This window comes from Streptosporangium sp. NPDC000095, assembly GCF_042899335.1.
Taxonomy (GTDB): Bacteria; Actinomycetota; Actinomycetes; order Streptosporangiales; family Streptosporangiaceae; genus Streptosporangium.
Genome location: NZ_JBIAZS010000002.1, coordinates 592923 through 612799, shown reverse-complemented (window position 1 = coordinate 612799; position 19877 = coordinate 592923). Strand labels below are relative to the sequence as shown.

The following is a 19877-nucleotide window of genomic DNA, read 5'->3' as shown; positions in this document are numbered from 1 at the left end:
GAGCTGATCGCGGTGGCGGTGTCTGACATGTTCGTCACGTCGCCTCGCCCTCGTCGGTGACGATCGCGGTGGCGGTGCCGGACAGCACCTCCACGCCCGCCGCGTTCACCGCCGAGACGGTGAGCTCGGCGCGTCGTTGCCCGTCGACCGTGTCCACCGAGGTCACGGTCGCCGTCGCGGTGATCGTGTCGCCGGGCCAGACGGGCGCCTTGAACCGGGCCCGGTAGCGCCGGATGTTCTCGTGCCCGAACCAGTCGGTCAGCACGCGGCCGGCCAGGCCCATGGTGAGCATCCCGTGCGCCATGACGGTCGGGTTGCCGGCGATCTGGGTGGCGAACGGCTCGTCGGTGTGCAGCGGGTTGAAGTCGCCACCGGCACCGGCGTACATCACGATCTGCGTCCGCTTGAGGTCCGTCACGACGACCCGGCGTACTTCCTGGTCGGTGGTCACGGTCATCGGCCCGCCTCCGGGGTGTCGTCGCTCTTGGGGGTGACCGTAACGGAGACCGTGGTCGAACGGGCGACCAGCTCTTCCTCGGCGTCGAAGAAGTCGACGTGCCGTTCGGCGAAGTTGAGCACGCCCTTCCCACCGGTCTTCTGCCACGTCTTTCCCTCCCGCTTGCGGGCCGTCAGCGTCTCGCCGATCCGGAGCGGGCGGAAGTACTCGAACTCCTGCTCGGCGTGCAGGCCGCCGCCTCCGCCGGACGACACGCCGGGTCCGGACCCGGAGCCGTTCCAGGGCCGGTCGGGGCGCATCCGCAGCCCCCAGTCCGGGTCGAACTGGGCGAAGGCGATCGGGAAGGTCGGCGGGACCACGTCGGCGTCCTCGCCCAGGGCGCGGGCGAAGGCCCGCACATGGCCCTGTTCGATCGGGAACGGTATGCCGGTCACGAGGCTGTCTCCTCTGCTTGCAGGTGGCGGGTCGCCACGTCACGGGCCGACGCGCGGTTGATCTTTCCGGCCGGGCTCCGAGGGAGCGAGTCCACCCTGACGATCCGGCGCGGGCGCTTGTAACCGGCGAGCCGCTCGGCCACGTGCCTGCTCAGTGTCTCGTCCTCGATGTCGCCGAGCGCGCTCGCCGGGGCGACGACGGCGGTCACGATCTGGCCCCAGCGGGGGTCGGGAACGCCGACGACGACGGCGTCGGTGATCTTCGGGTGGGTGAGCAGCGCCTCTTCGACCTCCTCGGGGAAGACCTTCTCTCCCCCGGTGTTGATCACGCCGTCGCCCCGGCCGAGCAGGATCAGCCTGCCGTCGGCGTCCAGCGAGGCGAGGTCACCGGGCGCCGAGTAGCGGACGCCGTCGATGACCCGCCAGACCCGCGCCGTCCGGTCCGGGTCCTTGAGGTACCCGACCGGCTGGGGTCCGGCGCTGGCCAGGATGCCGATCTGCCCGGTGCCCGGGGTGATGTCCTCGTCGTTCTCGTCGAGCACCCGGGCGACGGGGGCGAGCGTGAACCGCCCGTCCACCAGGTCGGCCTCCGAGCGAGCCAGGGCCATCCCGAAGGGGCCGCCCTCCGAAGCCGAGATGTTGTCGATCAGGGTGAGGTCGCCGCCGTGCCGCAGCAGTTCCCGCTTGACGCCGACGCTCCACACGACGCCGGAGCTGGTCATCTTGCGCAGGCTGCCGATGTCGTACGGCTTGCCCGCGCTCTGGGCGGCGGCGAGGGAGTCCACCAGCGGGCGGCCGAACGCGTCGCCGACGATGACCATCTCGGTGACCGCGTTCTGCTGCACGGTCCGCCACACCTCGTCCGCGTCGAGGGATTTGGAGGTGCAGAAGCAGATCGTGCCGCCGCCGTACAGGGAGCGCAGCGTCTGCAGCAGGCCGGTGCCGTGGATGAGCGGCGACATCGGCAGCACGACGGGGGCGGTGAACCTCTCGTGCAGTTCGCGTACCCGCGCCCGCACGTCGTCCGGTGTCCTCGGCGCGTCCATACCGTGCTGGCGGAAGACCGACGCGATGATGCCCAGCAGCCCGTCACGGTCCCAGACGACACCCTTCGGCCGGCCGGTCGTGCCGCCGGTGAGCAGGATGATGCCGTGCGGAGAGTCGGTGTCCGTCTCCCGGTGGACCGGGCCGTGCTCGGCCGCCCACTCGAAGGACAGCGCCGGTGCGGGCGGCTCGCCTGCCGATCCGACCTCCATGAGCAGGTTCAGGCCGGGAAGGTCGTCCATCCGCCGAACCTGGTCGGCCAGGCCGGTGTCGTAGACGAAGGCGACCGCGTCGGTGTAGTCGAGCACGTAGTGCAGCTCTGGGGCGAGATAGCGATAGTTGATGTTGACCGGCTGCGCGCCCAGCTTGAACGCGGCGAGGATGGTCTCCAGGTACGCGAACGAGTTGTACAGGGAGATGGCGACGGTCGAGCCGACGCCGACCCCGTGTTCCGACAGCACCCCGGCCAGGCGGGCGGCGCGGGCCTCCAGCTCGGTGTAGCCGATCGACCGGTCGCCCTGGATCATCGCGGGCCGATCCCCCGCGGCCTCCGCCGCGGCGCGCAGGGCCGTGGCGATGCTCATCTTCCGCTCGGTGAAGGAGCCGGTGAGGGAGTCGGTGAGGGAGTCGGCGGGCGAGCCGGCTGGCGAGTCGGCGGGGGAGGAGGTGGGGATGGGATCAGGCAAAGTGGCCTCCGATTCGGGTGTGACCGCGTAGCAGATCGCGCGAGATGATGAGCCGCTGCACCTCGTCGGTGCCTTCGAAGATGCGCATCGCCCGGACGGCGCGATACCAGCCTTCGAGGGGAAGCTCCTTGGTGTAGCCCATTCCGCCGTGGATCTGCAGTGCCCGGTCCACGACGCGGCCGACCATCGCGGTGCAGAAGAGCTTCGCCATCGCCGACGCGTGTCTGGCGTCGGCCCCCCGGTCGACGTCCCAGGCGGCCCGGAGGGCGAGCCATCGGGCCGCTTCGAGCTCGGTCTCCGAGTCGGCGATCATCCACTGGATCGCCTGGTTCCTGCCGATCTTGCGGCCGAAGGTCTCGCGCAGGCCGGCGTAGTCCACCGCCATCGTCAGGCAGCGCTCGGCGATGCCGACGCAGTGCGCGGAGATCACGTAACGTCCCTTGCCGACCCAGCGCATGGCGAGCTGGAAGCCGCCGCCGACCTCGCCGAGGACTTTGCCGGCCGGCACCCGTACGTCGTCGAAGGAGAGCGAGGCGGGCTGGTGCCAGCTGCCCATCGTGCTGATGGGCGAGGAGGTCCATCCCGCCTCCCGGTCGACGAGGAACGCGGTCGCCCCGTGGTGGGCACCCTTGTCCCGGTCGGTGAGCGCGATGACGATCGCGTAGTCGGCGTCGTGGCCGTTGCTGATGAAGGTCTTCTCGCCGCTGATCAGCCAGTCGTCGCCGTCCCGCCGCGCGTACGTGCTGATCGCCCCGGCGTCCGATCCCGCGCCCGGCTCGGTCAGCGCGAAGCAGCCGAGGCGCTCGCCCTCGATCGTCGGCTTCAGGTACTCCTCCTGCTGGGCGGCGTCCGCGCCGTACAGGATGTTGTCGGCCTCCCCGCCGAAGCGGAATGGCACGCAGGTCTTCGCGAGCTCGATGTGGATCAGCGACTGGGTGACCGCGGGGAGCGCCATCCCGCCGTACTCCTCGGGTGTGCTGAGTCCCCAGAAGCCGAACTCGCGTGCCTTGGCCCGCAGCCGGCGCTCCTCGTCCCTGGGCAGCCTGGCGCCGCCCTCGCGCACCAGCCTGAGGAAGTCCTCCTCAAGCGGGAGGAGCTCCTTGGCGACGAAGGCGCGCACGGTGTCGCGGATGTCCCGCTGTTCGTCACTCAGCTCGAAGTCCATCGGGTCTCCTTCGGTACGCCGGTCATCGGGCCCGAGGCGGCAGGTCGTGGGCGCGTACGTTGGAGATCATCGCGGCGTCCATCATCCAGGTGTGGGCCCGCAGCGGGTCCGCCACGATCTCCGACATCTGGAGCTGGAACCTGCGCCGCTCGGACTCGTCCTGCTCGGCCATCGCGGTGGTCGTGCGGTGGGTGATCTCCTGCACCGCCTCGACCGCGGCCTTGCGCCTGCGGTGCGCCCAGGCGTCCAGCACGTCCGGGGCGGCCTCGCCGCGGAGCACCGCGCTGAGCTGGACGGACAGGTCGAACGCGTCGTGGATGCCGCCGTTGAGCCCCATGCCGCCCATGGGGCTGTTGACGTGCGCCGCGTCGCCGAGCAGCAGCACCCGGCCCCGGCGGAAGGTGTCGGCGACCCGCTGGTGCACGGAGTAGACCTTCCGTTCGCGCAGCGGCAGCTCGGGGTGGTCGCCGAAGACGCCGCGCAGCCGGTCGGCGACGTACCGGTCGGAGACGGCCTCCTCGCCGGTGACGTGGGGCGGCACCGAGACGACGAGCCGCCAGACATCCGGCACCCGGAGGATCAGCAGGTGCTCCACCGGGTCGGCGATGTAGTTGACGTCACAGATCCCCGGCAGCAGCGTCTCCACCGGATAGTCGATGCTCAGCACGAGATAGCGATGCTCGTAGGTGAGCCCCTCGAACGAGCTGCCGAGCGCCTTGCGGACGGTGCTGCGCGCACCGTCGGCGGCGAGCACCCAGCGGGCCGCGACCTGCTCCCCCGACGCGGTGGTCAGCAGCGCGTCGTCCTCGCCCTGACGCACGTCCGTCACGCCCGTGGCCAGCCGCAGGTCGACCGGGGCGGGACACTCGCTGATCGCGTCCTTGAGGATCTGGGTGTACTTGTACTGTTCGAGCTGCAGTCTGAAGGGATAGTCGGTCTCGTCGGCGAGTGTGCCGAAGTCGAACTCCGCGATCAGCCCGTCGCGGCGGTCGTGCACCTGGTACTTCCGCGCGACGATGCCGGCCTCCAGCATCGTCGTGACGACGCCGAGGTCGCGGGCGATCTCGATCGTCGGCGGGTGGAAGGTCGAGGCCCGCCACTCGGTGCTGAGCCGGTCGCTCTCCTCGAAGACGGTGACGGACGCGCCGCGCCTGGCCAGCGCGAGGGCCGCGGTGAGCCCGACCGGGCCGGCGCCGACCACGGCCACGTCGAGGGTGCCCATCAGTTGCTCCACTCGGCGATGTGGTCGCACATGACCCTGGCCAGGTCGGGACGGCCCTGGAAGTAGTGGTCCGCCTCCTTGATCTCGACCAGCTCGCGCCTGTCGTGCGCGACGGCCTCGTACATGGTGCGGGCGTGGCTGGGGAAGGCGGCGCAGTCGGCCGATCCGTACACGACCATGACGGGCGCCTGCACCTGGGGAAGGGCGACGTAGGCGTTGGCCCGGCTGTGGTCGTAGCTCCACTGGCTCAGCCAGGAGCGCAGGCTGGTGAGGTGACCCAGCGACGCCGGCTGGAAGTTGGCCGCCCAGGGGCTGCCCCACAGGGTGCCGGTCCGCCGGTCGGAGGGGTCGAGGGCGAGGTCGAGGAAGCGCGGGTCGGCCGCCGTGCCGTGCACGACGAAGGGCAGGTCGTCGGGTGCGACCTTCTCCCCGTCCGCCGACTCGCGGATGTGTCCGCGCAGCGCTTCGAGCTGTTCGGTGACCCAGCCGGAGATCCGGCGGTTGCGGTCGATCTGGGCGCGGCGGTAGCGCTCGACGAACTCCTCGCCGTAGGCCGGCCCGTTCGCGGGGTTGAACATGTCGAGCGAGTCGTCCCGGTCGAAGGGCCGCTGCTCGTCGGTGACGGCCGGGTCGAGTCCTTCGGTGTAGACGACCGCCCGGCCGGGGTGCGCCATGGCCATGACGACCTTGTCGGCCGGGATGAGCCCGGCGCCGGCGAGGTCGACGGGGTCGCCAGCCGGGGTGTGGGTGATGGTCGGGTTCTCCGCCTGCGCCTGGTAGAGCGCGGCGAGGCCGCCGCCGCCGGAGTTTCCGACCAGGACGATCCGCTGGTAGCCCAGCTCGCGAAGGTGCCGGATCGCCGCGCCGATGTCCAGGAGGCAGTTCTCCATGATGAGCGCGGAGTCGTTGCCGACGTAGCGGGTGGCGAGCCCGACCGCGGCCACCCCGCGGTGGGCGAGCTCTTCCAGGGCGTAGTGACCGATGAAGTTGGACGCCGGATGCACGATCAGCACGGCGGTCGTGGGGGGCCGCAGATCGTTTTTCCAGAGGGTGGCCCAGATCTTCCCGCTCATCCGGGCGACACCGGAGTTGATGTCCAGGCGTCCGCCGGGCGTCATCGGTATGGGGAGTAGTTCGCGGGACAGCACGAGGCGGCTCCTGATCAGCGCGGATGGGGCGGGGATGGGGTCGGTGGCCGTGCGCTATCCGCGCGCGGTCCACTTCCGCAGCGTCTCGACGCCCGCGCGCGCGTCGGCGTCGTCGAGGGGGCGGGTCTGCAGTGTCAGCTCGATCCGGACCCCGTTCGGGTCGAAGAGGTAGAGGGACTCCCAGACCCCGTCGTGGTCGACGATGCCCACCGTCTCCACGCCCTTGGCCGCGAAGTGCGCCTGCCACTCGTGGAGCTCCTCCATGGAGTCGACGTTGAGTGCGATGTGCCGGACCCAGGAGGGCACCGAGTCGGGGCCGGGGTTGGGCATGTCGTCGACCTCGAAGAAGGCGATGGCGCTGCCGTCGCCGAGCCCGAAGAAGGTGTGCAGGTAGGGGGTGCGGGCTCCGCTGGAAGGCACCTCGTTCAGCTGGATCGCGGTGAGCAGCTCGCACTTGAGGACCTCGGTGTAGAAGTCGTGCGTCGCCTGGGAGTCCCACGTCGGATAGGCGATGTGGTTGAGCGAGCGGGGTGCGCGGAGATCGGCTGTCGCCATCATCTGATCCTCAGTGTGTCAATTATCGGACAAGTAGTCCGGAATTTGAATTGATTGTCTGTTCGTGCATGTCAACTTGTCAACTGCGCTCCGAAGGGATCACCACGCCGCGCAGCGCCTCTCCGGCCAGCAACCGGTCGTAACCCTCCTGCGCGTCGGCGAGGCCGAACGTGCCCGAGACGTACTCGTCCAGCGGCAACCGGCCGTCCAGATAGAGGCCCGCGAGCAGGGGCAGGTCCCGTGAGGCCACGCAGTCTCCCCAGATCGAGACCCGGATCGACCCGCCGGTGAGGAACAGCCGTCTCAGCTGCACCTCGGCCAGGTCCCCCTGCTTCGGGGCGCCGACGATCACCAGCCGTGAGCCGGGAGCCCGCAGGCCGTCCGCCGTCGCGAAGGTGGCGGGCCCGCCCACCGCGTCCAGGACGACGTCCGCGCCCATGCCGTCGGTGAGTTCGCGTACGCGCTCTCCGGGCTCCTGTCGGGACGCGTCGATCAGGTGGGTGGCGCCGAACCGCTCGGCGACGGCGAGTTTGCCGGGATTGGTGTCGATCGCGATGATCCGCCGCGCCCGCGCGTACGCGGCCCCGGCGACGGCCGCGATCCCCACGCCGCCGCATCCGATCACCACCACGTCGTCGGCCGGCCCGGTCTCCGCGGTGTTGACCGCCGCGCCGAAGCCGCTGGGCACGCCACAGCCGAGCAGCGCGGCTATCCGAGGCGGCACCCTCGGGTCGATCGCGATCGCCTGCCGGGCGGGTACGACGACCCGTTCGGCCAGGCCGCCGATGCCGAGCACCGGGGTCGCGGCGGCGCCGTCGCCGAGGCCGACCTTCGGCCGGCGGGGCAGCCGCGACGCGCACGCCGAGAGCCGTCCCGCGTGGCAGTGCTTGCAGGTCCCGCAGGCCACCATCGGCGCGACGACGACACTGGCACCCGCCACGACGCCCGTCGCGTCCGGCCCCAGGGCCTCGACGACGCCGGCCACCTCATGGCCGACCAGGTAGGGGAAGTCGGTCCCCGACGTGCCGTGCATGAAGTGCACGTCGCTGTGGCACAGCCCGCAGGCGGTCACCCTGATCAGCACCTCGTCGCCGGTCGGCTCCCGTAGCGGGATGTCCTCGACGTTCAACGGCCCGTGCGCCTCTCGGACGACGGCGCCTCGGTAGTGAGCGGGCATGGATCACTCCTCGGATCGGGGTGGCTGAAGGTCAGTACCAGCGGGGCGCGTCGGCCGCGGCGGTGTCCACGATCACCGTCTTGAGCTCCGTGTAGGCCTCGTGCCCCACCCGGCCGAGTTCTCGGCCGACGCCTGACAGGCCGACGCCGCCGATCGGGGCGTCCAGCGCCAGCGCCCCGTAGGAGTTGATCCAGAAATAGCCCGACCGCACGGCTCTGGCGGTCGTGAGCGCCCGGTCCAGGTCACGGGTCCAGCAGCCGCCCACCAGGCCGAACGGGGAGTCGTTGGCGAGCGCGACCGCCTGCTCCGCGCCGCTGAACCGCTGGACGGTGAGGACCGGTCCGAAGACCTCGTCGTACACGATGTCGGGCACCCGCGGCAGTCCCGAGGGGATCTCCAGCACGGTGGGCGCGACGAACGCGCCGTCGGGATGGACGTCGGCCGGCCGGCCACCGCCCGCCAGCACGCGCGCGCCCTGGTCCACGGCCGTGTCGATCATCGCGCGGACCCTCGCCGCCTCCCCCTCCGAGATGAGCGCGCCCAGCTGGGTGTCCGGCGCGAACGGGTCGCCGACCCTGATCGAGCGCGCCACGTCGGCGACCCGTTCGACGAACGCGTCCGCGACCGGGTCCTCGACCAGGAGCCGGGAGCCGGAGAAACATCGCTGACCGGCGTTGCGGAAGATGCCGCCGACCGTGGCGTGCAGGGCGGCGTCCAGGTCCGCGTCGGCGTAGACGATGTTCGCGGACTTCCCGCCGAGCTCCAGCAGCACCCGTTTCACCCCGTCCGCCGCCGAGGCCATCACCTGCCGGCCGACCGAGGTGCTGCCGGTGAACGACACCATGCTCACCCCGGGATGCTCGACCAGCCGGCGGCCCACCTCTCCCGCGCCCTGGACCACCTGGACGAGACCGTCGGGGAGTCCGGCGGCGGTGAGGATCCTGGCGAACACCGGCGCCGCGAGCGGGCTGAGCTCGGGCGCCTTGATCACGATCGCGTTGCCCGCCGCGAGGGCCGGGCCGGCCTTCTGTGCCGCGAACATGAGGGTGGTGTTGAAGGGGATGATCGCCGCCACCACCCCCACCGGCTCCCGGAAGGTCATCCGCAGCGTGGACCCGTCCGCCGGCAGGGTGATGCCTTCGAGGCCGGACGCCCAGCCCGCCGCGCCGCGCAGGTGGGCCGCCGCCACGAAGACGTCGCCGCGCGCCTCCGCCAGCGTCTTGCCGTTGTCCAGCGCGACCAGGTGGGCGAGTCGCGGGGCCCGCGACTCGATCAGGTCGGCGGCCATCCGCAGGATCCGCGCGCGTTCGTGCGGGGAGGTGCGCGCCCAGGCGGGCTGGGCCGCGACCGCGCCGGCCACGGCCTCGTCGACGAAGTCGGCCGTCGCCGCCTCGACCTCGGCGATCGGCGAGCCGTCGCCCGGATGACAGGTCGTGAAGACCGGCCCGCCGCCACCGCGCAGAGCCCCGCCGACGAAGCTGTGCGCCGCCGGTAACTCCGCGACGGCGAGGTGCTCGGACAGGTTTGTGCTCATCGAGGAGACTCCTTGGGCGGATCCGTGGCGTGGCCCAGGTGCATGTGCGGTCAGAAGCGCGACTACCTGCCGGACCAGTGCTCTTTACCTCATCTGCTCACGAACGCTACCATCAAAATTCAAATATAGGACTCGTCGTCCGATAAATGGAATCAGGAGATCTCGTGGAGTTCACCAACCTCGGTCGCAGCGGTCTGACGGTCAGCCGGCTGGTGCTCGGCACCGACAACTTCGGCACCCAGACGACCGAGGAGGACGCGTCCAAGATCATGGATCACGCCCACGAGCTGGGGATCAACCTGATCGACACGTCCGACGTGTACGGCTGGCGGTTCGGCGAAGGACTGACCGAGCAGATCATCGGCCGATGGCTGTCCACCGGCGGGGGCCGCCGTGAGCGCACCGTGCTCAGCACCAAGCTGTACGGCCGGATGTCTGAGTGGCCGAACCACGCCGGCCTGTCCGCCCTGCACATCCGGCGCGCCTGCGAGGCGTCGCTCCGGCGGCTGCGCACCGACTACATCGACATCTACCAGATGCACCACATCGACCGATCGACTCCGTGGGACGAGATCTGGGAGGCGATGGACGTGCTCAAAACCCAAGGCAAGATCGTCTACGTGGGGTCGTCCAACCAGCCCGGCTGGCACCTCGCCGCCGGGCAGGAAGCCGCCGCCCGGCGCGGCCGCCCCGGTCTGGTGAGCGAACAGACCATCTACAACCTGCTCGAACGCACCGCCGAGCTGGAGGTCCTGCCCGCCTGCGCGCACTACGGCGTCGGCATGATGCCGTGGTCGCCGCTCGACGCCGGCCTGCTCGGCGGGATCCTGCGCAAGGAGCGGGAGAACCAGATGGGCACACCGCTCCCCGGAGCCAAGGTGGCGACCCACCGGGGCAAGCGGCTGATCAAGCTGGACCGGCACCGCGCCGCCATCCAGGCGTTCGAGGACCTGTGCGACGAACTCGGCGAGAGCCCCGCCGACGTGGCGATGGCCTGGCTGCTGGGGCGGCCCGGCGTGACCGCGCCGATCATCGGGCCGCGTACCCTCGCCCAGCTCGACGCCGCCACCCGCGCCTTCGAGGTGTCCCTGGACGACAAGACGCTTGAGCGCCTCGACACCATCTTCCCCGGTCCCGGACCCGCGCCGGAGGCCTACTCCTGGTAGGCCCCCGGGCGGGCGCCCGGTTCAGCGGAACGCCTGCCCGAGGCCCGGGGGCCGGCTCCGCGGAGCATCTGCCGGAGCCCCAAGGTCTCCCGTTCAGCGGAACGCCTGTTGGAGACCCGAGGTCCGGTTCAGCGGAACGTCTGCTGGAGACCCAGGAGGCGCCGGGCGCCCAGCTTGTCCAGATACTCCTGGTGGTCGTCGACCGAGAACACGTACTTCTCCAGATACTCCTTGGTCCGGTCCTGGGCGGCGAGGTCCCGGTACTCCACCAGCTGCTCACGGTCGTAGGCGTAGTGCCCCGGCGAGGACAGCGGGTGCGAGCCGTAGGGCGCGTGCGCGACGCTGTCGACGATCGCGCCGGGGATGGACACCAGGCGCGGATCTGGGGCCGGGGCGTACTCGTCCAGAATCTCGTCCGAGCTGATGACGACGTGGTCGCACGCCTTCGCCATCACGTCCTCGAACCGCCGCTGGCCGAAGACCTGCGCGTTGCCCTTACGGTCGGTGACCTGCGCGTGGAACAGCCCGTAGTCGGCGCGCAGGGCGGGGATGGTGGTCACCGTCTTTCCGGTGTACGGGTCGGTCGTGGACCGGATGTCCTTGTTGACCTTGGGCAGGTCGGTCCCCTCGTAGAGCGCGGGCAGCGGCAGGAACGGCAGCCGGCTGGCTCCGGCCCGGAACCCGTAGACGATGTAGGCCTCGTCCGCCTCGACGATCTCGATCGACCGGCTCTCCGCGGCGCGGCGGTAGTTCGGCGCCATGCCGAGGAACTCCAGCCCCACGTAGGAGACGTGCAGCCGCCGGACGCAACCGGCGGCGATCAGCATGTCCACCGGCGGGCCGCCGCTCGGCGTCGGGATCAGCTCCAGATCCTTGACCCCGCGCCGGATCAGCGCGTTCACCAGCGCCATCGGGCTGTTGTGGGAGTGCACGCCGCCCAGCGCGATCGTGGCTCCGTCGGGGATGCCGGCGACCGCCTCCTCGGGGGTCGTCACCTTGTTCGCGCTCATCGCCTGAACTCCTTAACCGGACCGGCGTCGCCGCCGGTCGTCACCTCGCCGAGCAGGCGCACCTCGGTGACGCGCTTCAGCTCGGCTCTCCTGATCTTGCCGCCCTCGTCGACCGGCAGGTCGGTCACGAACTCCACCTCGCGGGGCCGCTTGTAGCCGGCGAGCCGTTCCGCGCAGTAGTCGAGGACCTGCTGCTCCGTCAGTTCCTCACCCGGCGCCCGCTGCACCAGCGCCTTGACCGACTCGCCGAACCGCTCGTGCGGCACCCCGATCACCGCGGCGCGGGCGACGCCGGGGCAGGCCTGCAGCACCGCCTCGACCTCGCCGGCGTACACGTTCTGCGCCCCCGACCGGATCACGCCCTGCGCCCGGTCGGCGAGATAGATGTAGCCGCGCTCGTCCCGCCAGGCCATGTCGCCGAGCCGGAGCCAGCCGTCCTTGAGCACCGCGCGGGTCACCTCCGGCTGGCTCCAGTAGCCGGAGAACACGCTGGTCGCGCGGATCCGCATCTCGCCGGTCTCCCGTACGGCCACCTCGCGGTCCTCCGCGTCGAAGATCTTGACGTCGGCGAACGCGGCCGGTCTGCCCACCGGGACGATGGAGGCGGCCTCGGTGCGCAGGAAGTTGCGGTGGTCGTCCGGGGTGAGCAACGCCACGAAACCACCCGCCTCCGTCGCCCCGAACGCGTGGTAGAACTCCAGGTCCAGCGCCTGGGCCAGGGACCGGATCAGGCTCCAGGACACCGACGCGCCGCCGTACCCCACCAGCTTGAGCGCGCCCGCGCGGCGCAGGTCGAGGTCGGGCAGCGCCCGGACCAGGTCGACCAGCATGGTCGGTACCAGGAAGGCGTGCTCGACCCCGAACCTGTCGACGTCGTCGACGAACGCGGCCGGGTCGAAGCGCCGGCGCAGCAGCAGCGGGACGCCGAGGTAGGCGGTGGTCGTCACGAAGGACGCGCCGACCCCCAACGTCAGCGGCACCGAGATCCAGGTCGGGCCGCCGCGTGGCACGTTCACCTCGCACAGGTAGTTGGCCGTGCTGGCGAGCTGCTGGTCGTGCGTGGCCATGCAGCCCTTGGACGCGCCGGTGGTGCCGCTGGTGTAGCGCAGCGAGCGCAGGTCGCCGCCGGTGCCGGTTTCGGGCACGTCGCCCGGGTCACCGGAGGCGACGAGGCTCACGAACGACCCTTGGTCGTCGTCGCCCAGGCCGATGGTGTAGACGCCGCGGATGCCCGGCACCCCTCTCGCGGCCTCGACCGCGGCAGGGGTGTCGCAGATGACGAGGGACGCGCCCGAGTGGGTGAGGATCCTGGCGATCTCGGGCGCGGTGAACCGGGTGTTGATCCCCACGGTGATCAGGTTCGCCTTCCACGAGCCGTGGAAGGCCGTCACGATGTGGTGGCAGTTGGACATCACCAGCGCGACCCGCTCCTGCGCGCGGTATCCGAGCCCGATCAGCGCGTTGGCCAGCCGGTTGGTCTCGATGTCCAGCTCGGCCCAGGACAGCTGGGCCTGGTCACAGATGACTGCGGGCAGCGGGCCGCGTCGTACCGCGTTCTGCCGCAGAAGGTTCTCGATTCGCATGGGTGTCCGTTCGTCAGCGGCCGAGTGCCCGCTCGACCAGGTCGGCGATGAGGTCGGGGCGCTCGATGTGGACGTTGTGCCCCGCGCCGGGCAGCACGGTGACCTGATGGCCGAGCACCTCGGCCATGTCCGCCGGGTCGATGCCGGGGTCGTGGTCGCCGCAGGCGAGTTCGACCGGGCAGGTCACTGTGAGCATGCGCGCGGCGAGTTCGGGGCCGGTGGCCGGGGCGGCCCTGGTGATACCGGGGTCGGCGGAGAGCGCGTAGCCGCCGTCGCGGGCCGTGACCCCGCCGGCGCGGTCCTCGTCGGTGAACGCGGGGCCGCGCAGACCCGCTATCCGCCCGAACAGCTCGCGAGCCTCTTTCTCCTCGGGAAAGATCCGGACCGGCCGGTCGGCCGTCGCGGACCGCCGGGCCAGCTCCTCCTCGGTCCAGGCGACCTTCATCGCGATCACCGTCAGGGACTCGACCGTGACGCCGTGGGTCCCGTCCGCGACGGTCATCCCGACCAGCCCGCCGAGCGAGTGACCGACGACGTTCAGCGACGCGTTCTCGCCCAGGACGCCGGCGAGCGCGGCGGACACCGCGTCGGCGTACCCCTCGGGCGAGTAGTCGTCGCGATGGCCCGAGCGGCCGTGTCCCGGCAGGTCGGCGACGAGCCATCGGTATCGGGTCCCGCGCTCGCGCAGCCGCTCCAGCACCGGTTTCCAGACGGCTCCCGACGCGCCGGAGCCGTGCAGGAAGAGCACCGCAGGGCCGTCGTCGCCGCCGGACTCGAGGTGGAGGTCGCTCATCGTGCCTCCGCCTTCGTCCGCGCGAGAAATCCGAGCGCCACCTCGACGAACTCCGCCGAGCGCTCGATCTGCGGATAGTGGCCGCTGCCGTCGATCGTCTCGGTCCGCGCGTCCGGGATCTGCGCCGCGAGCTCCTGCCAGGTCGGCGCCGGCACCAGCCGGTCGTGCCGCCCCCGGACGAGACAGGTGGGCACGGTGATGCCCCCGTAGTCGCGGGCGGGCGGGCGAACATGCGGCCGTCGCTCGCCGCCGTCACGTCCCGGCGCGCGCAGATTGCCCGCCGCGGCGGTCTCCCACGCCCCGGGGACCATGCAGTACTCGTGGCGGCGGCGCAGGTAGTCTTCGCTGTCCTTCCAGCGCGGGTCGTGGAAGAGGACGTCCATCGACGGACGCAGGCCGTCGAGCGTGCCGTCGAAGTCCTCGAGCACGGCGCGGGCCTCGGCCGCGGGGGCGGCCAGACCGGTGCCCACCACGACCATCGACCGGATCGGCCACTCGGGTGACGGCCGGTTGGCGATGTCGAGCAGCAGCCGTCCGCTGAGGGACGTACCGATGAAGTCCGCGGAGTCGATCCGCAGGGTGCGCAGCACGCCGGCGACCTGCCGTCGCATGAGCCGGCGCTGGCCGCCGAAGTCGCGAAGTTTGTCGCTGTGACCGAAGCCGACGAAGTCGAGCGCCAGCACGCGACGGTGCTCGGCGAGCGCCGGGATGCAGTTCTCCCAGGCGAGCTGTGCGGAGGCGCCGTACTCGCCGCCGTGCAGGAGGATCAGCGCGGGACCGTCCCCGGCCTCCAGATAGTGGGTCGTGCAGCCGTCGGCGACGACGTGGCGATCGTGGAAGCTCATGGGGGCTCAGGCCACGGACGGGTAGCGGCGCAGCACACCGTCGCGGTCGACCTGGGTCCGGAGCAGGGTGAGCTCCTCGTCGCTGGGCGCGCCGACGGTCTGCACGTCGTCGGCGATCAGCAGCTCGAATCCGGTCGCGGCCTGGATCTTCTCGATGCTGCTCCACGGGTGCACCTTGATCAGGCGCATCCGCTTGCTCTCCGGCTCGAAGTCGAACACGCCCAGGGGGGTGAACACCCGCCGGGGCCCGTCGGACTCCGGGCGGAAGACCTTGGAGCGGGCGTCGCCGCCGTCGAGCCAGCCCGCGCCGCTGACGAAGTCGACCTTGTCGACGAAGATCTTCGGCGTGTGGTGCTGGGTGTAGATGTAGCTGGTCTTGAAGCCGCCGAGGAAGATCAGGCCGATGGTGCCAGGTCCGCGCACCTTCGGCTTGTCCCAGTCGCCGATCATGGCCATGTTCAGGTTTCCGTGCTTGTCGATCTGCATTCCGCCGAGGAACGCGAAGTCGAAGCGCATCGCCGTCTCGAAGTCCACGACGTCGTCGAGGCTGAAGTGGTATTCGCTGGTCACGAGGTTGCGGTAGTCGGCCGACGACTCGGTCAGCCGCTGGATCTTCGGGTTCATCGCGCCGCTGCCGCCGCAGAAGAAGGACAGGTTGGGCGCGTGCGTGAGCTGCGCCAGGCGCAGCCCGGCGGCGGGAATGTGCGATGCGGCGCCCACGGAGCCGAAGGCACCGTCGGCCATCTCGTGCGAAATGGAGATCGCCATCATCTCCGCCCAGGTATAGGTCGCCTCCGGCACGTGGCCCCCAATCGGGTTTGAGCGACAGCGCAGGTCGTCGCGCTGGAACATCTCGCCGGGACAAGTGCTTGTCAGAACAGCGAGTCGCATTTATCGTACAGTAAGTCCGTAATTTGTAACAATGCTATCGTGGTGGTGTTTCTGTCAAGGGTCGCCATGCCCTCGTCGGTGGCTACCGCGCAGGAGGGACAACGATGACCCGACCCGCGATCGAGCGAGTCCTGCACGGCCTCGTCGACCTGCACTGCCACTCCGGCCCCAACCCGCTGCCGCGCAGGTTCGACCACGTCCAGGCCGCCGAGGACGGTGCGCGGCTGGGCATGCGCGCCTTCCTGGCGAAGTCCCACCACCACAACACGGTGATGGACCTCCTCGCGATGGGCGACCGGCTGAAAGGCGTGAGCACCGCCGTCTACGGCGGCATCGCGCTGAACAACCAGGTCGGCGGCATCAACCCGCACGCGGTGGAGATGTGCCTGCGGATGGGCGGGCGGTGCGTCTGGTTTCCCACCATCTCCTCCGCCGCGCACGTCGACCACCACAACTCCGGCGGCGGCTTCCCCAAACCGACGATCCCCCTCACCACCACCCAGGTCGACGTACGCGGCCCGGACGGCGAGCTCATCCCCGAGGTCGGCCAGGTCATCTCGGTCGTCGCCGAGACCGGCGCGCTGCTCTCCGCCGGGCACATGGCACCCGACGACATCAGGGAGGTCTTCACCGCCGCGCGCGACGCCGGAGTCCGGCGGTTGGTGGTCAGCCATCCGAATTTCGTGATCGGCTCCGACCCGGCGCAGTGCCGGGAGTTCGTCATGCTCGGCGCCTACATCGAGCATGAGACCAGCATGTACGACCCCGAGGTGGCGAACGTGCGGTGGGGTCCGGAAGTACTGATGGACTGGATCGAGCGGGTCGGGCCCGAACACACCGTGCTCGCCTCCGACCTCGGCCAGGTCGGCCGCCCGATGCCTGTCGACTCCTTCATCCGGGTCGGGTCCGCGCTGCTCGACCTCGGACTGCCGGAGAAGGACCTGCGGCAGATAGTCCGCGTCAACCCCTCGTACCTGCTCGGCCTGGACGACTGACGGTCCGCACCCCTCGCACCCGCTCGGCCCGGACGAGTGACGGTCCGCCCTCTTCGACCTGCTCGGCCCGGACGACTGACTGTAAGGACGAACCACATGTACGGCCCCAACGACCCTCGCGCCGCGCTCAACACGGCGCCGGCCACGACGAACCCGAACGACCCCATCGCCGCGCTCGCCACCTACGAGTTCCTCGCGCTGCCGCCCGACGAGGTCACCGAGCTCGGCAGCAAGACCTGGTACGTCCGCGGCCAGAACTTCGTGCTCGCCTTCACCCGCCTGGTCCCCGGCGACGCGCTCCGCCGCGACGCGGCCGCGCAGCGGGAGGAGTACGTCGTCGTCCTCCCCCACGACGACATCACGATCGACGTGACGGCCGGCGCGGAAAGCCGGACGGTGACCGGGAGCGGCGTGGTCATCGTGCCCCCCGGCGACAGCGAGCTCACCGCGCACGGCGACGCCGACCTGGTCCGCCTGTTCGACGTCCGCACCGCCGACCTCCTCGCACGCTGCGGCAACGCCTCGGAGTACGCCGAGCCACACCCACGCGTCGCCCTGCTGGAGCCGTGGCCGGAGCCGCCCGCCGGCCACCGCCTGCGCGTCTACCGCAACGCCGACTTCCCGCTGCGACCCGGCCGGTTCGGCCGCATCTTCCGGTCCAGCGCCTTCATGGTCAACTTCGGGGACCCCAAGGACGGCCCGCGCGACCCCGACCGGCTCTCCCCCCATCACCACGACGACTTCGAGCAGTGCTCGCTCACCGTCGCCGGTGACTACATCCACCATGTCCGGACGCCCTGGACGTCGAAGCGCTCCCAGTGGCGCGCCGACGAGCACGCGGCCGTCGGCAGCCCCGCCGTCGCGATCATCCCGCCGCCCACCGTGCACACCAGCCAGGCGGTCGGCGACGGCGTGCACATGCTCATCGACATCTTCAGCCCGCCGCGCGCCGACTTCTCCGCCAAGGCCGGATGGGTGCTCAACGCCGACGAGTACCCGGCCCCCGACCACATCACGACCGCATGACGTTCTTCGCGACAGCCTCCGCGCAAACGCCGAGGCTGGGCACCTGGATCAAGCTGGCGACCGTCGAGAGCGTCGACATCATGGCCGACGCCGGATTCGACTTCGTGGTGATCGACCTCGAACACTCTCCCATCGACCTCACCCTCGCCGCCCGGATGATCAGCGCCGCCTCGGCGTACGGCGTCGACCCCCTGGTACGCGTGCCCGACCACCAGGCCGGCACCATCCAGCGGGTCCTCGACGCCGGTGCCCGGGGCATCCTCGCCCCCCGCGTCGACTCGGTCACCGACGCCGAACGGGTGGTGGCGGCCACCCGCTTCCCGCCCCTCGGCCAACGAGGAGCGGGCGGCACCAGCCGCGCGGGCAGGTGGGGGCTGATGTCCCGAGACGAGTACGTCCGGGTCGGCAACGAGGACGTCGTCTGCGTCCCCCAACTGGAGAGCCCCGCGGCGATCGACGCCGCCGCCGGCATTCTCGCCGTGCCGGGGGTCGACGCGGTGTTCCTGGGCGCCGGTGACCTCTCCCTCGCGCTCGGGGTCCGCATGAACGATCCCGTGGTCAAGGAGTCGCTCGACCGGGCGCGGGCCGCGGCCGCCGCGGCGGGCAAGCCCTGCGGCGCGGCGTGTGTGGACGCGTCGTCGGCCGTCGGGACCGCCGCCCTCGGCCACCAGTTCCTCATCATGGGCAACGACGCCACCATGCTCGCCCGCACGGCCCACTCCATGACGCGGGCGTTCCGGGAGCAGATGGGCGCGACCTCATGATCGTCGGAACCTGGCGGCTGGTCGACTACGTCATGGAAGGCGAGCCCGACGACGGCGCGCGCTCCCTCGGGGACAAGCCGCTCGGCCTGCTCATCTACGGCCCCGACGGCTACATGTCGGTGCAGTACATGGCCGGAGACCGCCCGCTCCTGCGGACGGAGAACTGGCGGTGGACCACCGACGAGGAGAAGCTCGCCGCCGTACGGACCTTCGGCGCGTACGCCGGACGCTACGAATGGTCCGGCGACCGCGTCGTCCACCAGGTCGAGACCGCGATCTATCCCAACTGGATCGGCGCCACCCTGGTCCGCCTCGCCGTCGTGGACGGTGACCGGCTCATCCTGCGCGCCGAGCGAACCCCCGGCAGGCCGCCCACCCCCATCCTCACCTGGGAGCGCATCCGATGACCCCCGCCCTGATCGACGCACACGCGCACCTGGTGACCAACGACCCGGCCTACCCGTTCAACCCGCCCGGCGGCTCGGTCAGCGACGCCGTACGCGACGATCCGATGACCGCGGAACGGCTGCTCGCCGCGATGCGCGACCACGAGCTGTCGGGCGCGGTCGCCGTCCAGCGCGCCCACGTGTTCGGCTACGACAACAGCTACGTGGTGGACTCGGCGGCCCGGCACCCCGACCGGCTCGCCGCCATGTGCGTCCTCGACGCGCAGGCCCCGGACGCGGCGCGGACCGTACGCCACTGGGCGGAGCGCGGCGCCGCGGCCGTCCGCCTCACCTCGCCGGGCGGAAACCAGCACGGCGGCACCCCCGGAACCGAGTGGTTCGCCGGAGAGCGGGCCCGCGAGGTGTGGCGGCAGGCGAGCGAACTCGGCCTGTCGATGTGCCTGCACATCTACCGCTGGAACCGCGACGAGAGCCTGCGCGCGCTCGCCGCGGTGGTCCGCGAGTTCCCGGACACACCGGTCGTGCTCGATCACATCGCGAGCGTCGAGACGGATCGCCCCGCGCCCTATCCGGGGGCCGGCGAGTTGCTCGCGCTCGCCGACCTGCCGCAGGTCCACGTCAAGGTGACGACGCTCAACTTCGCCAGAATCATCGCCGCGGGCGGTGCGCCGTCGGTCGTGGTCGAATGGCTCGTCTCCCGGTTCGGCGCGGAGCGGGTGCTGTGGGGTTCGGACGTCACCCAGACCGCCGGCGCCTACGCGGACATGGTCGGGATCGCGCGCGAGTCGGTCTCCGGCCTGTCAGCGAGGGACGCCGCCCTGGTCCTCGGCGGGACGGCGGCCTCGCTCTACCGGATCGCGACGCCGTGACGGGTGACGGCTTGTCCGAGAGCGGGGTGCCTCGTCATGACGCCGTGGCGGATGACGGTCTGCCCGAGGGTGGGGTGCCTCGTCGTGGCGCCGTGACGGGTGACGG

The 19877-nt window shown here is 71.0% G+C and carries 20 protein-coding genes; 6 read left to right on the top strand and 14 right to left on the bottom strand.

Annotation, left to right across the window (positions count from 1 at the left end):
- Positions 1 to 34: 34 nt before the first annotated feature.
- The 9 genes from ACFY3V_RS08155 to ACFY3V_RS08115 all read right to left on the bottom strand — a co-directional run bounded on the left by ACFY3V_RS08155 (position 35) and on the right by ACFY3V_RS08115 (position 9422).
- The gene (locus tag ACFY3V_RS08155) at positions 35 to 457 is read right to left on the bottom strand and encodes a MaoC/PaaZ C-terminal domain-containing protein (protein WP_362903399.1); all 423 of its coding nucleotides are present in this window, start codon (positions 455 to 457) and stop codon (positions 35 to 37) included.
- A complete protein-coding gene (locus ACFY3V_RS08150; RefSeq protein ID WP_362903401.1) occupies positions 454 to 891 on the bottom strand; it encodes a MaoC family dehydratase N-terminal domain-containing protein in 438 nt (145 codons plus the stop codon). Before ACFY3V_RS08150 ends, ACFY3V_RS08155 begins: the two co-directional genes overlap by 4 nt.
- Positions 888 to 2621 carry an AMP-binding protein gene (locus ACFY3V_RS08145; protein WP_389771163.1) on the bottom strand — a complete coding sequence of 578 codons (1734 nt, stop codon included), beginning with the start codon at positions 2619 to 2621 and terminating at the stop codon, positions 888 to 890. The genes ACFY3V_RS08150 and ACFY3V_RS08145 overlap by 4 nt, the downstream gene beginning before the upstream one ends.
- Positions 2614 to 3786, bottom strand: a complete 1173-nt coding sequence (locus ACFY3V_RS08140) for an acyl-CoA dehydrogenase family protein (protein ID WP_389771161.1) — start codon at positions 3784 to 3786, stop codon at positions 2614 to 2616. The genes ACFY3V_RS08145 and ACFY3V_RS08140 overlap by 8 nt, the downstream gene beginning before the upstream one ends.
- Before the next feature lie 22 nt (positions 3787 to 3808).
- Positions 3809 to 5008 carry an FAD-dependent oxidoreductase gene (locus ACFY3V_RS08135; protein ID WP_362903406.1) on the bottom strand — a complete coding sequence of 400 codons (1200 nt, stop codon included), beginning with the start codon at positions 5006 to 5008 and terminating at the stop codon, positions 3809 to 3811.
- Positions 5008 to 6156, bottom strand: coding sequence for an alpha/beta hydrolase (locus ACFY3V_RS08130; RefSeq protein WP_350942200.1), 1149 nt, complete (start codon positions 6154 to 6156; stop codon positions 5008 to 5010). The genes ACFY3V_RS08135 and ACFY3V_RS08130 overlap by 1 nt, the downstream gene beginning before the upstream one ends.
- A gap of 54 nt (positions 6157 to 6210) precedes the next feature.
- Positions 6211 to 6711, bottom strand: a complete 501-nt coding sequence (locus ACFY3V_RS08125; RefSeq protein WP_362903408.1) for a VOC family protein — start codon at positions 6709 to 6711, stop codon at positions 6211 to 6213.
- A 79-nt stretch (positions 6712 to 6790) separates the two neighbouring features.
- Positions 6791 to 7888: a zinc-binding dehydrogenase gene (locus tag ACFY3V_RS08120; RefSeq protein WP_362903410.1), complete on the bottom strand. Its 1098-nt coding sequence runs from the start codon at positions 7886 to 7888 to the stop codon at positions 6791 to 6793.
- Between the two features lie 31 nt (positions 7889 to 7919).
- On the bottom strand, positions 7920 to 9422 hold the full coding sequence (locus ACFY3V_RS08115) for an aldehyde dehydrogenase family protein (RefSeq protein WP_389771157.1): 1503 nt from the start codon (positions 9420 to 9422) through the stop codon (positions 7920 to 7922).
- Positions 9423 to 9586: 164 nt separating this feature from the next.
- Here ACFY3V_RS08115 and ACFY3V_RS08110 point away from each other — a divergent pair, with 164 nt between their 5' ends.
- Entirely contained in the window at positions 9587 to 10588 is a 1002-nt protein-coding gene (locus ACFY3V_RS08110) for an aldo/keto reductase (RefSeq protein ID WP_362903414.1), read from the top strand.
- A 128-nt stretch (positions 10589 to 10716) separates the two neighbouring features.
- Here the strand turns inward: ACFY3V_RS08110 and ACFY3V_RS08105 are convergent, their stop codons facing one another.
- From ACFY3V_RS08105 to ACFY3V_RS08085, 5 genes are read right to left on the bottom strand one after another with little or no spacing between them, the layout of a single operon-like run.
- Positions 10717 to 11598: a CoA-transferase gene (locus ACFY3V_RS08105; RefSeq protein WP_350942209.1), complete on the bottom strand. Its 882-nt coding sequence runs from the start codon at positions 11596 to 11598 to the stop codon at positions 10717 to 10719.
- Complete coding sequence (locus ACFY3V_RS08100) at positions 11595 to 13181, bottom strand: AMP-binding protein (RefSeq protein WP_362903416.1); 1587 nt, start codon at positions 13179 to 13181, stop codon at positions 11595 to 11597. Before ACFY3V_RS08100 ends, ACFY3V_RS08105 begins: the two co-directional genes overlap by 4 nt.
- 13 nt (positions 13182 to 13194) lie before the next feature.
- Positions 13195 to 13974, bottom strand: coding sequence for an alpha/beta hydrolase (locus tag ACFY3V_RS08095; protein WP_362903418.1), 780 nt, complete (start codon positions 13972 to 13974; stop codon positions 13195 to 13197).
- Entirely contained in the window at positions 13971 to 14819 is an 849-nt protein-coding gene (locus tag ACFY3V_RS08090) for an alpha/beta hydrolase (RefSeq protein ID WP_362903420.1), read from the bottom strand. Before ACFY3V_RS08090 ends, ACFY3V_RS08095 begins: the two co-directional genes overlap by 4 nt.
- A gap of 6 nt (positions 14820 to 14825) precedes the next feature.
- Positions 14826 to 15587, bottom strand: a complete 762-nt coding sequence (locus ACFY3V_RS08085; RefSeq protein WP_362903422.1) for a CoA-transferase — start codon at positions 15585 to 15587, stop codon at positions 14826 to 14828.
- Positions 15588 to 15814: 227 nt separating this feature from the next.
- Here ACFY3V_RS08085 and ACFY3V_RS08080 point away from each other — a divergent pair, with 227 nt between their 5' ends.
- From ACFY3V_RS08080 to ACFY3V_RS08060, 5 genes are all read left to right on the top strand, one after another.
- Positions 15815 to 16705 carry a DUF6282 family protein gene (locus ACFY3V_RS08080; protein WP_362903424.1) on the top strand — a complete coding sequence of 297 codons (891 nt, stop codon included), beginning with the start codon at positions 15815 to 15817 and terminating at the stop codon, positions 16703 to 16705.
- A gap of 96 nt (positions 16706 to 16801) precedes the next feature.
- Complete coding sequence (locus tag ACFY3V_RS08075; protein WP_389771149.1) at positions 16802 to 17731, top strand: hypothetical protein; 930 nt, start codon at positions 16802 to 16804, stop codon at positions 17729 to 17731.
- The gene (locus tag ACFY3V_RS08070; protein WP_389771146.1) at positions 17728 to 18495 is read left to right on the top strand and encodes an HpcH/HpaI aldolase/citrate lyase family protein; all 768 of its coding nucleotides are present in this window, start codon (positions 17728 to 17730) and stop codon (positions 18493 to 18495) included. The genes ACFY3V_RS08075 and ACFY3V_RS08070 overlap by 4 nt, the downstream gene beginning before the upstream one ends.
- Positions 18492 to 18902, top strand: coding sequence for a lipocalin-like domain-containing protein (locus ACFY3V_RS08065; RefSeq protein WP_362926304.1), 411 nt, complete (start codon positions 18492 to 18494; stop codon positions 18900 to 18902). The genes ACFY3V_RS08070 and ACFY3V_RS08065 overlap by 4 nt, the downstream gene beginning before the upstream one ends.
- On the top strand, positions 18899 to 19771 hold the full coding sequence (locus ACFY3V_RS08060) for an amidohydrolase family protein (protein ID WP_389771141.1): 873 nt from the start codon (positions 18899 to 18901) through the stop codon (positions 19769 to 19771). The genes ACFY3V_RS08065 and ACFY3V_RS08060 overlap by 4 nt, the downstream gene beginning before the upstream one ends.
- Positions 19772 to 19877: the final 106 nt, after the last annotated feature.

Coding starts and splice junctions, on each gene's coding strand:
- ACFY3V_RS08155 (WP_362903399.1), bottom strand. CDS start 457: ATGACCGTGACCACCGACCAGGAAGTACGCCGGGTCGTCGTGACGGAC.
- ACFY3V_RS08140 (WP_389771161.1), bottom strand. CDS start 3,786: ATGGACTTCGAGCTGAGTGACGAACAGCGGGACATCCGCGACACCGTG.
- ACFY3V_RS08135 (WP_362903406.1), bottom strand. CDS start 5,008: ATGGGCACCCTCGACGTGGCCGTGGTCGGCGCCGGCCCGGTCGGGCTC.
- ACFY3V_RS08125 (WP_362903408.1), bottom strand. CDS start 6,711: ATGGCGACAGCCGATCTCCGCGCACCCCGCTCGCTCAACCACATCGCC.
- ACFY3V_RS08120 (WP_362903410.1), bottom strand. CDS start 7,888: ATGCCCGCTCACTACCGAGGCGCCGTCGTCCGAGAGGCGCACGGGCCG.
- ACFY3V_RS08115 (WP_389771157.1), bottom strand. CDS start 9,422: ATGAGCACAAACCTGTCCGAGCACCTCGCCGTCGCGGAGTTACCGGCG.
- ACFY3V_RS08105 (WP_350942209.1), bottom strand. CDS start 11,598: ATGAGCGCGAACAAGGTGACGACCCCCGAGGAGGCGGTCGCCGGCATC.
- ACFY3V_RS08100 (WP_362903416.1), bottom strand. CDS start 13,181: ATGCGAATCGAGAACCTTCTGCGGCAGAACGCGGTACGACGCGGCCCG.
- ACFY3V_RS08095 (WP_362903418.1), bottom strand. CDS start 13,974: ATGAGCGACCTCCACCTCGAGTCCGGCGGCGACGACGGCCCTGCGGTG.
- ACFY3V_RS08090 (WP_362903420.1), bottom strand. CDS start 14,819: ATGAGCTTCCACGATCGCCACGTCGTCGCCGACGGCTGCACGACCCAC.
- ACFY3V_RS08085 (WP_362903422.1), bottom strand. CDS start 15,587: ATGGCGATCTCCATTTCGCACGAGATGGCCGACGGTGCCTTCGGCTCC.
- ACFY3V_RS08080 (WP_362903424.1), top strand. CDS start 15,815: ATGACCCGACCCGCGATCGAGCGAGTCCTGCACGGCCTCGTCGACCTG.
- ACFY3V_RS08075 (WP_389771149.1), top strand. CDS start 16,802: ATGTACGGCCCCAACGACCCTCGCGCCGCGCTCAACACGGCGCCGGCC.
- ACFY3V_RS08070 (WP_389771146.1), top strand. CDS start 17,728: ATGACGTTCTTCGCGACAGCCTCCGCGCAAACGCCGAGGCTGGGCACC.
- ACFY3V_RS08065 (WP_362926304.1), top strand. CDS start 18,492: ATGATCGTCGGAACCTGGCGGCTGGTCGACTACGTCATGGAAGGCGAG.
- ACFY3V_RS08060 (WP_389771141.1), top strand. CDS start 18,899: ATGACCCCCGCCCTGATCGACGCACACGCGCACCTGGTGACCAACGAC.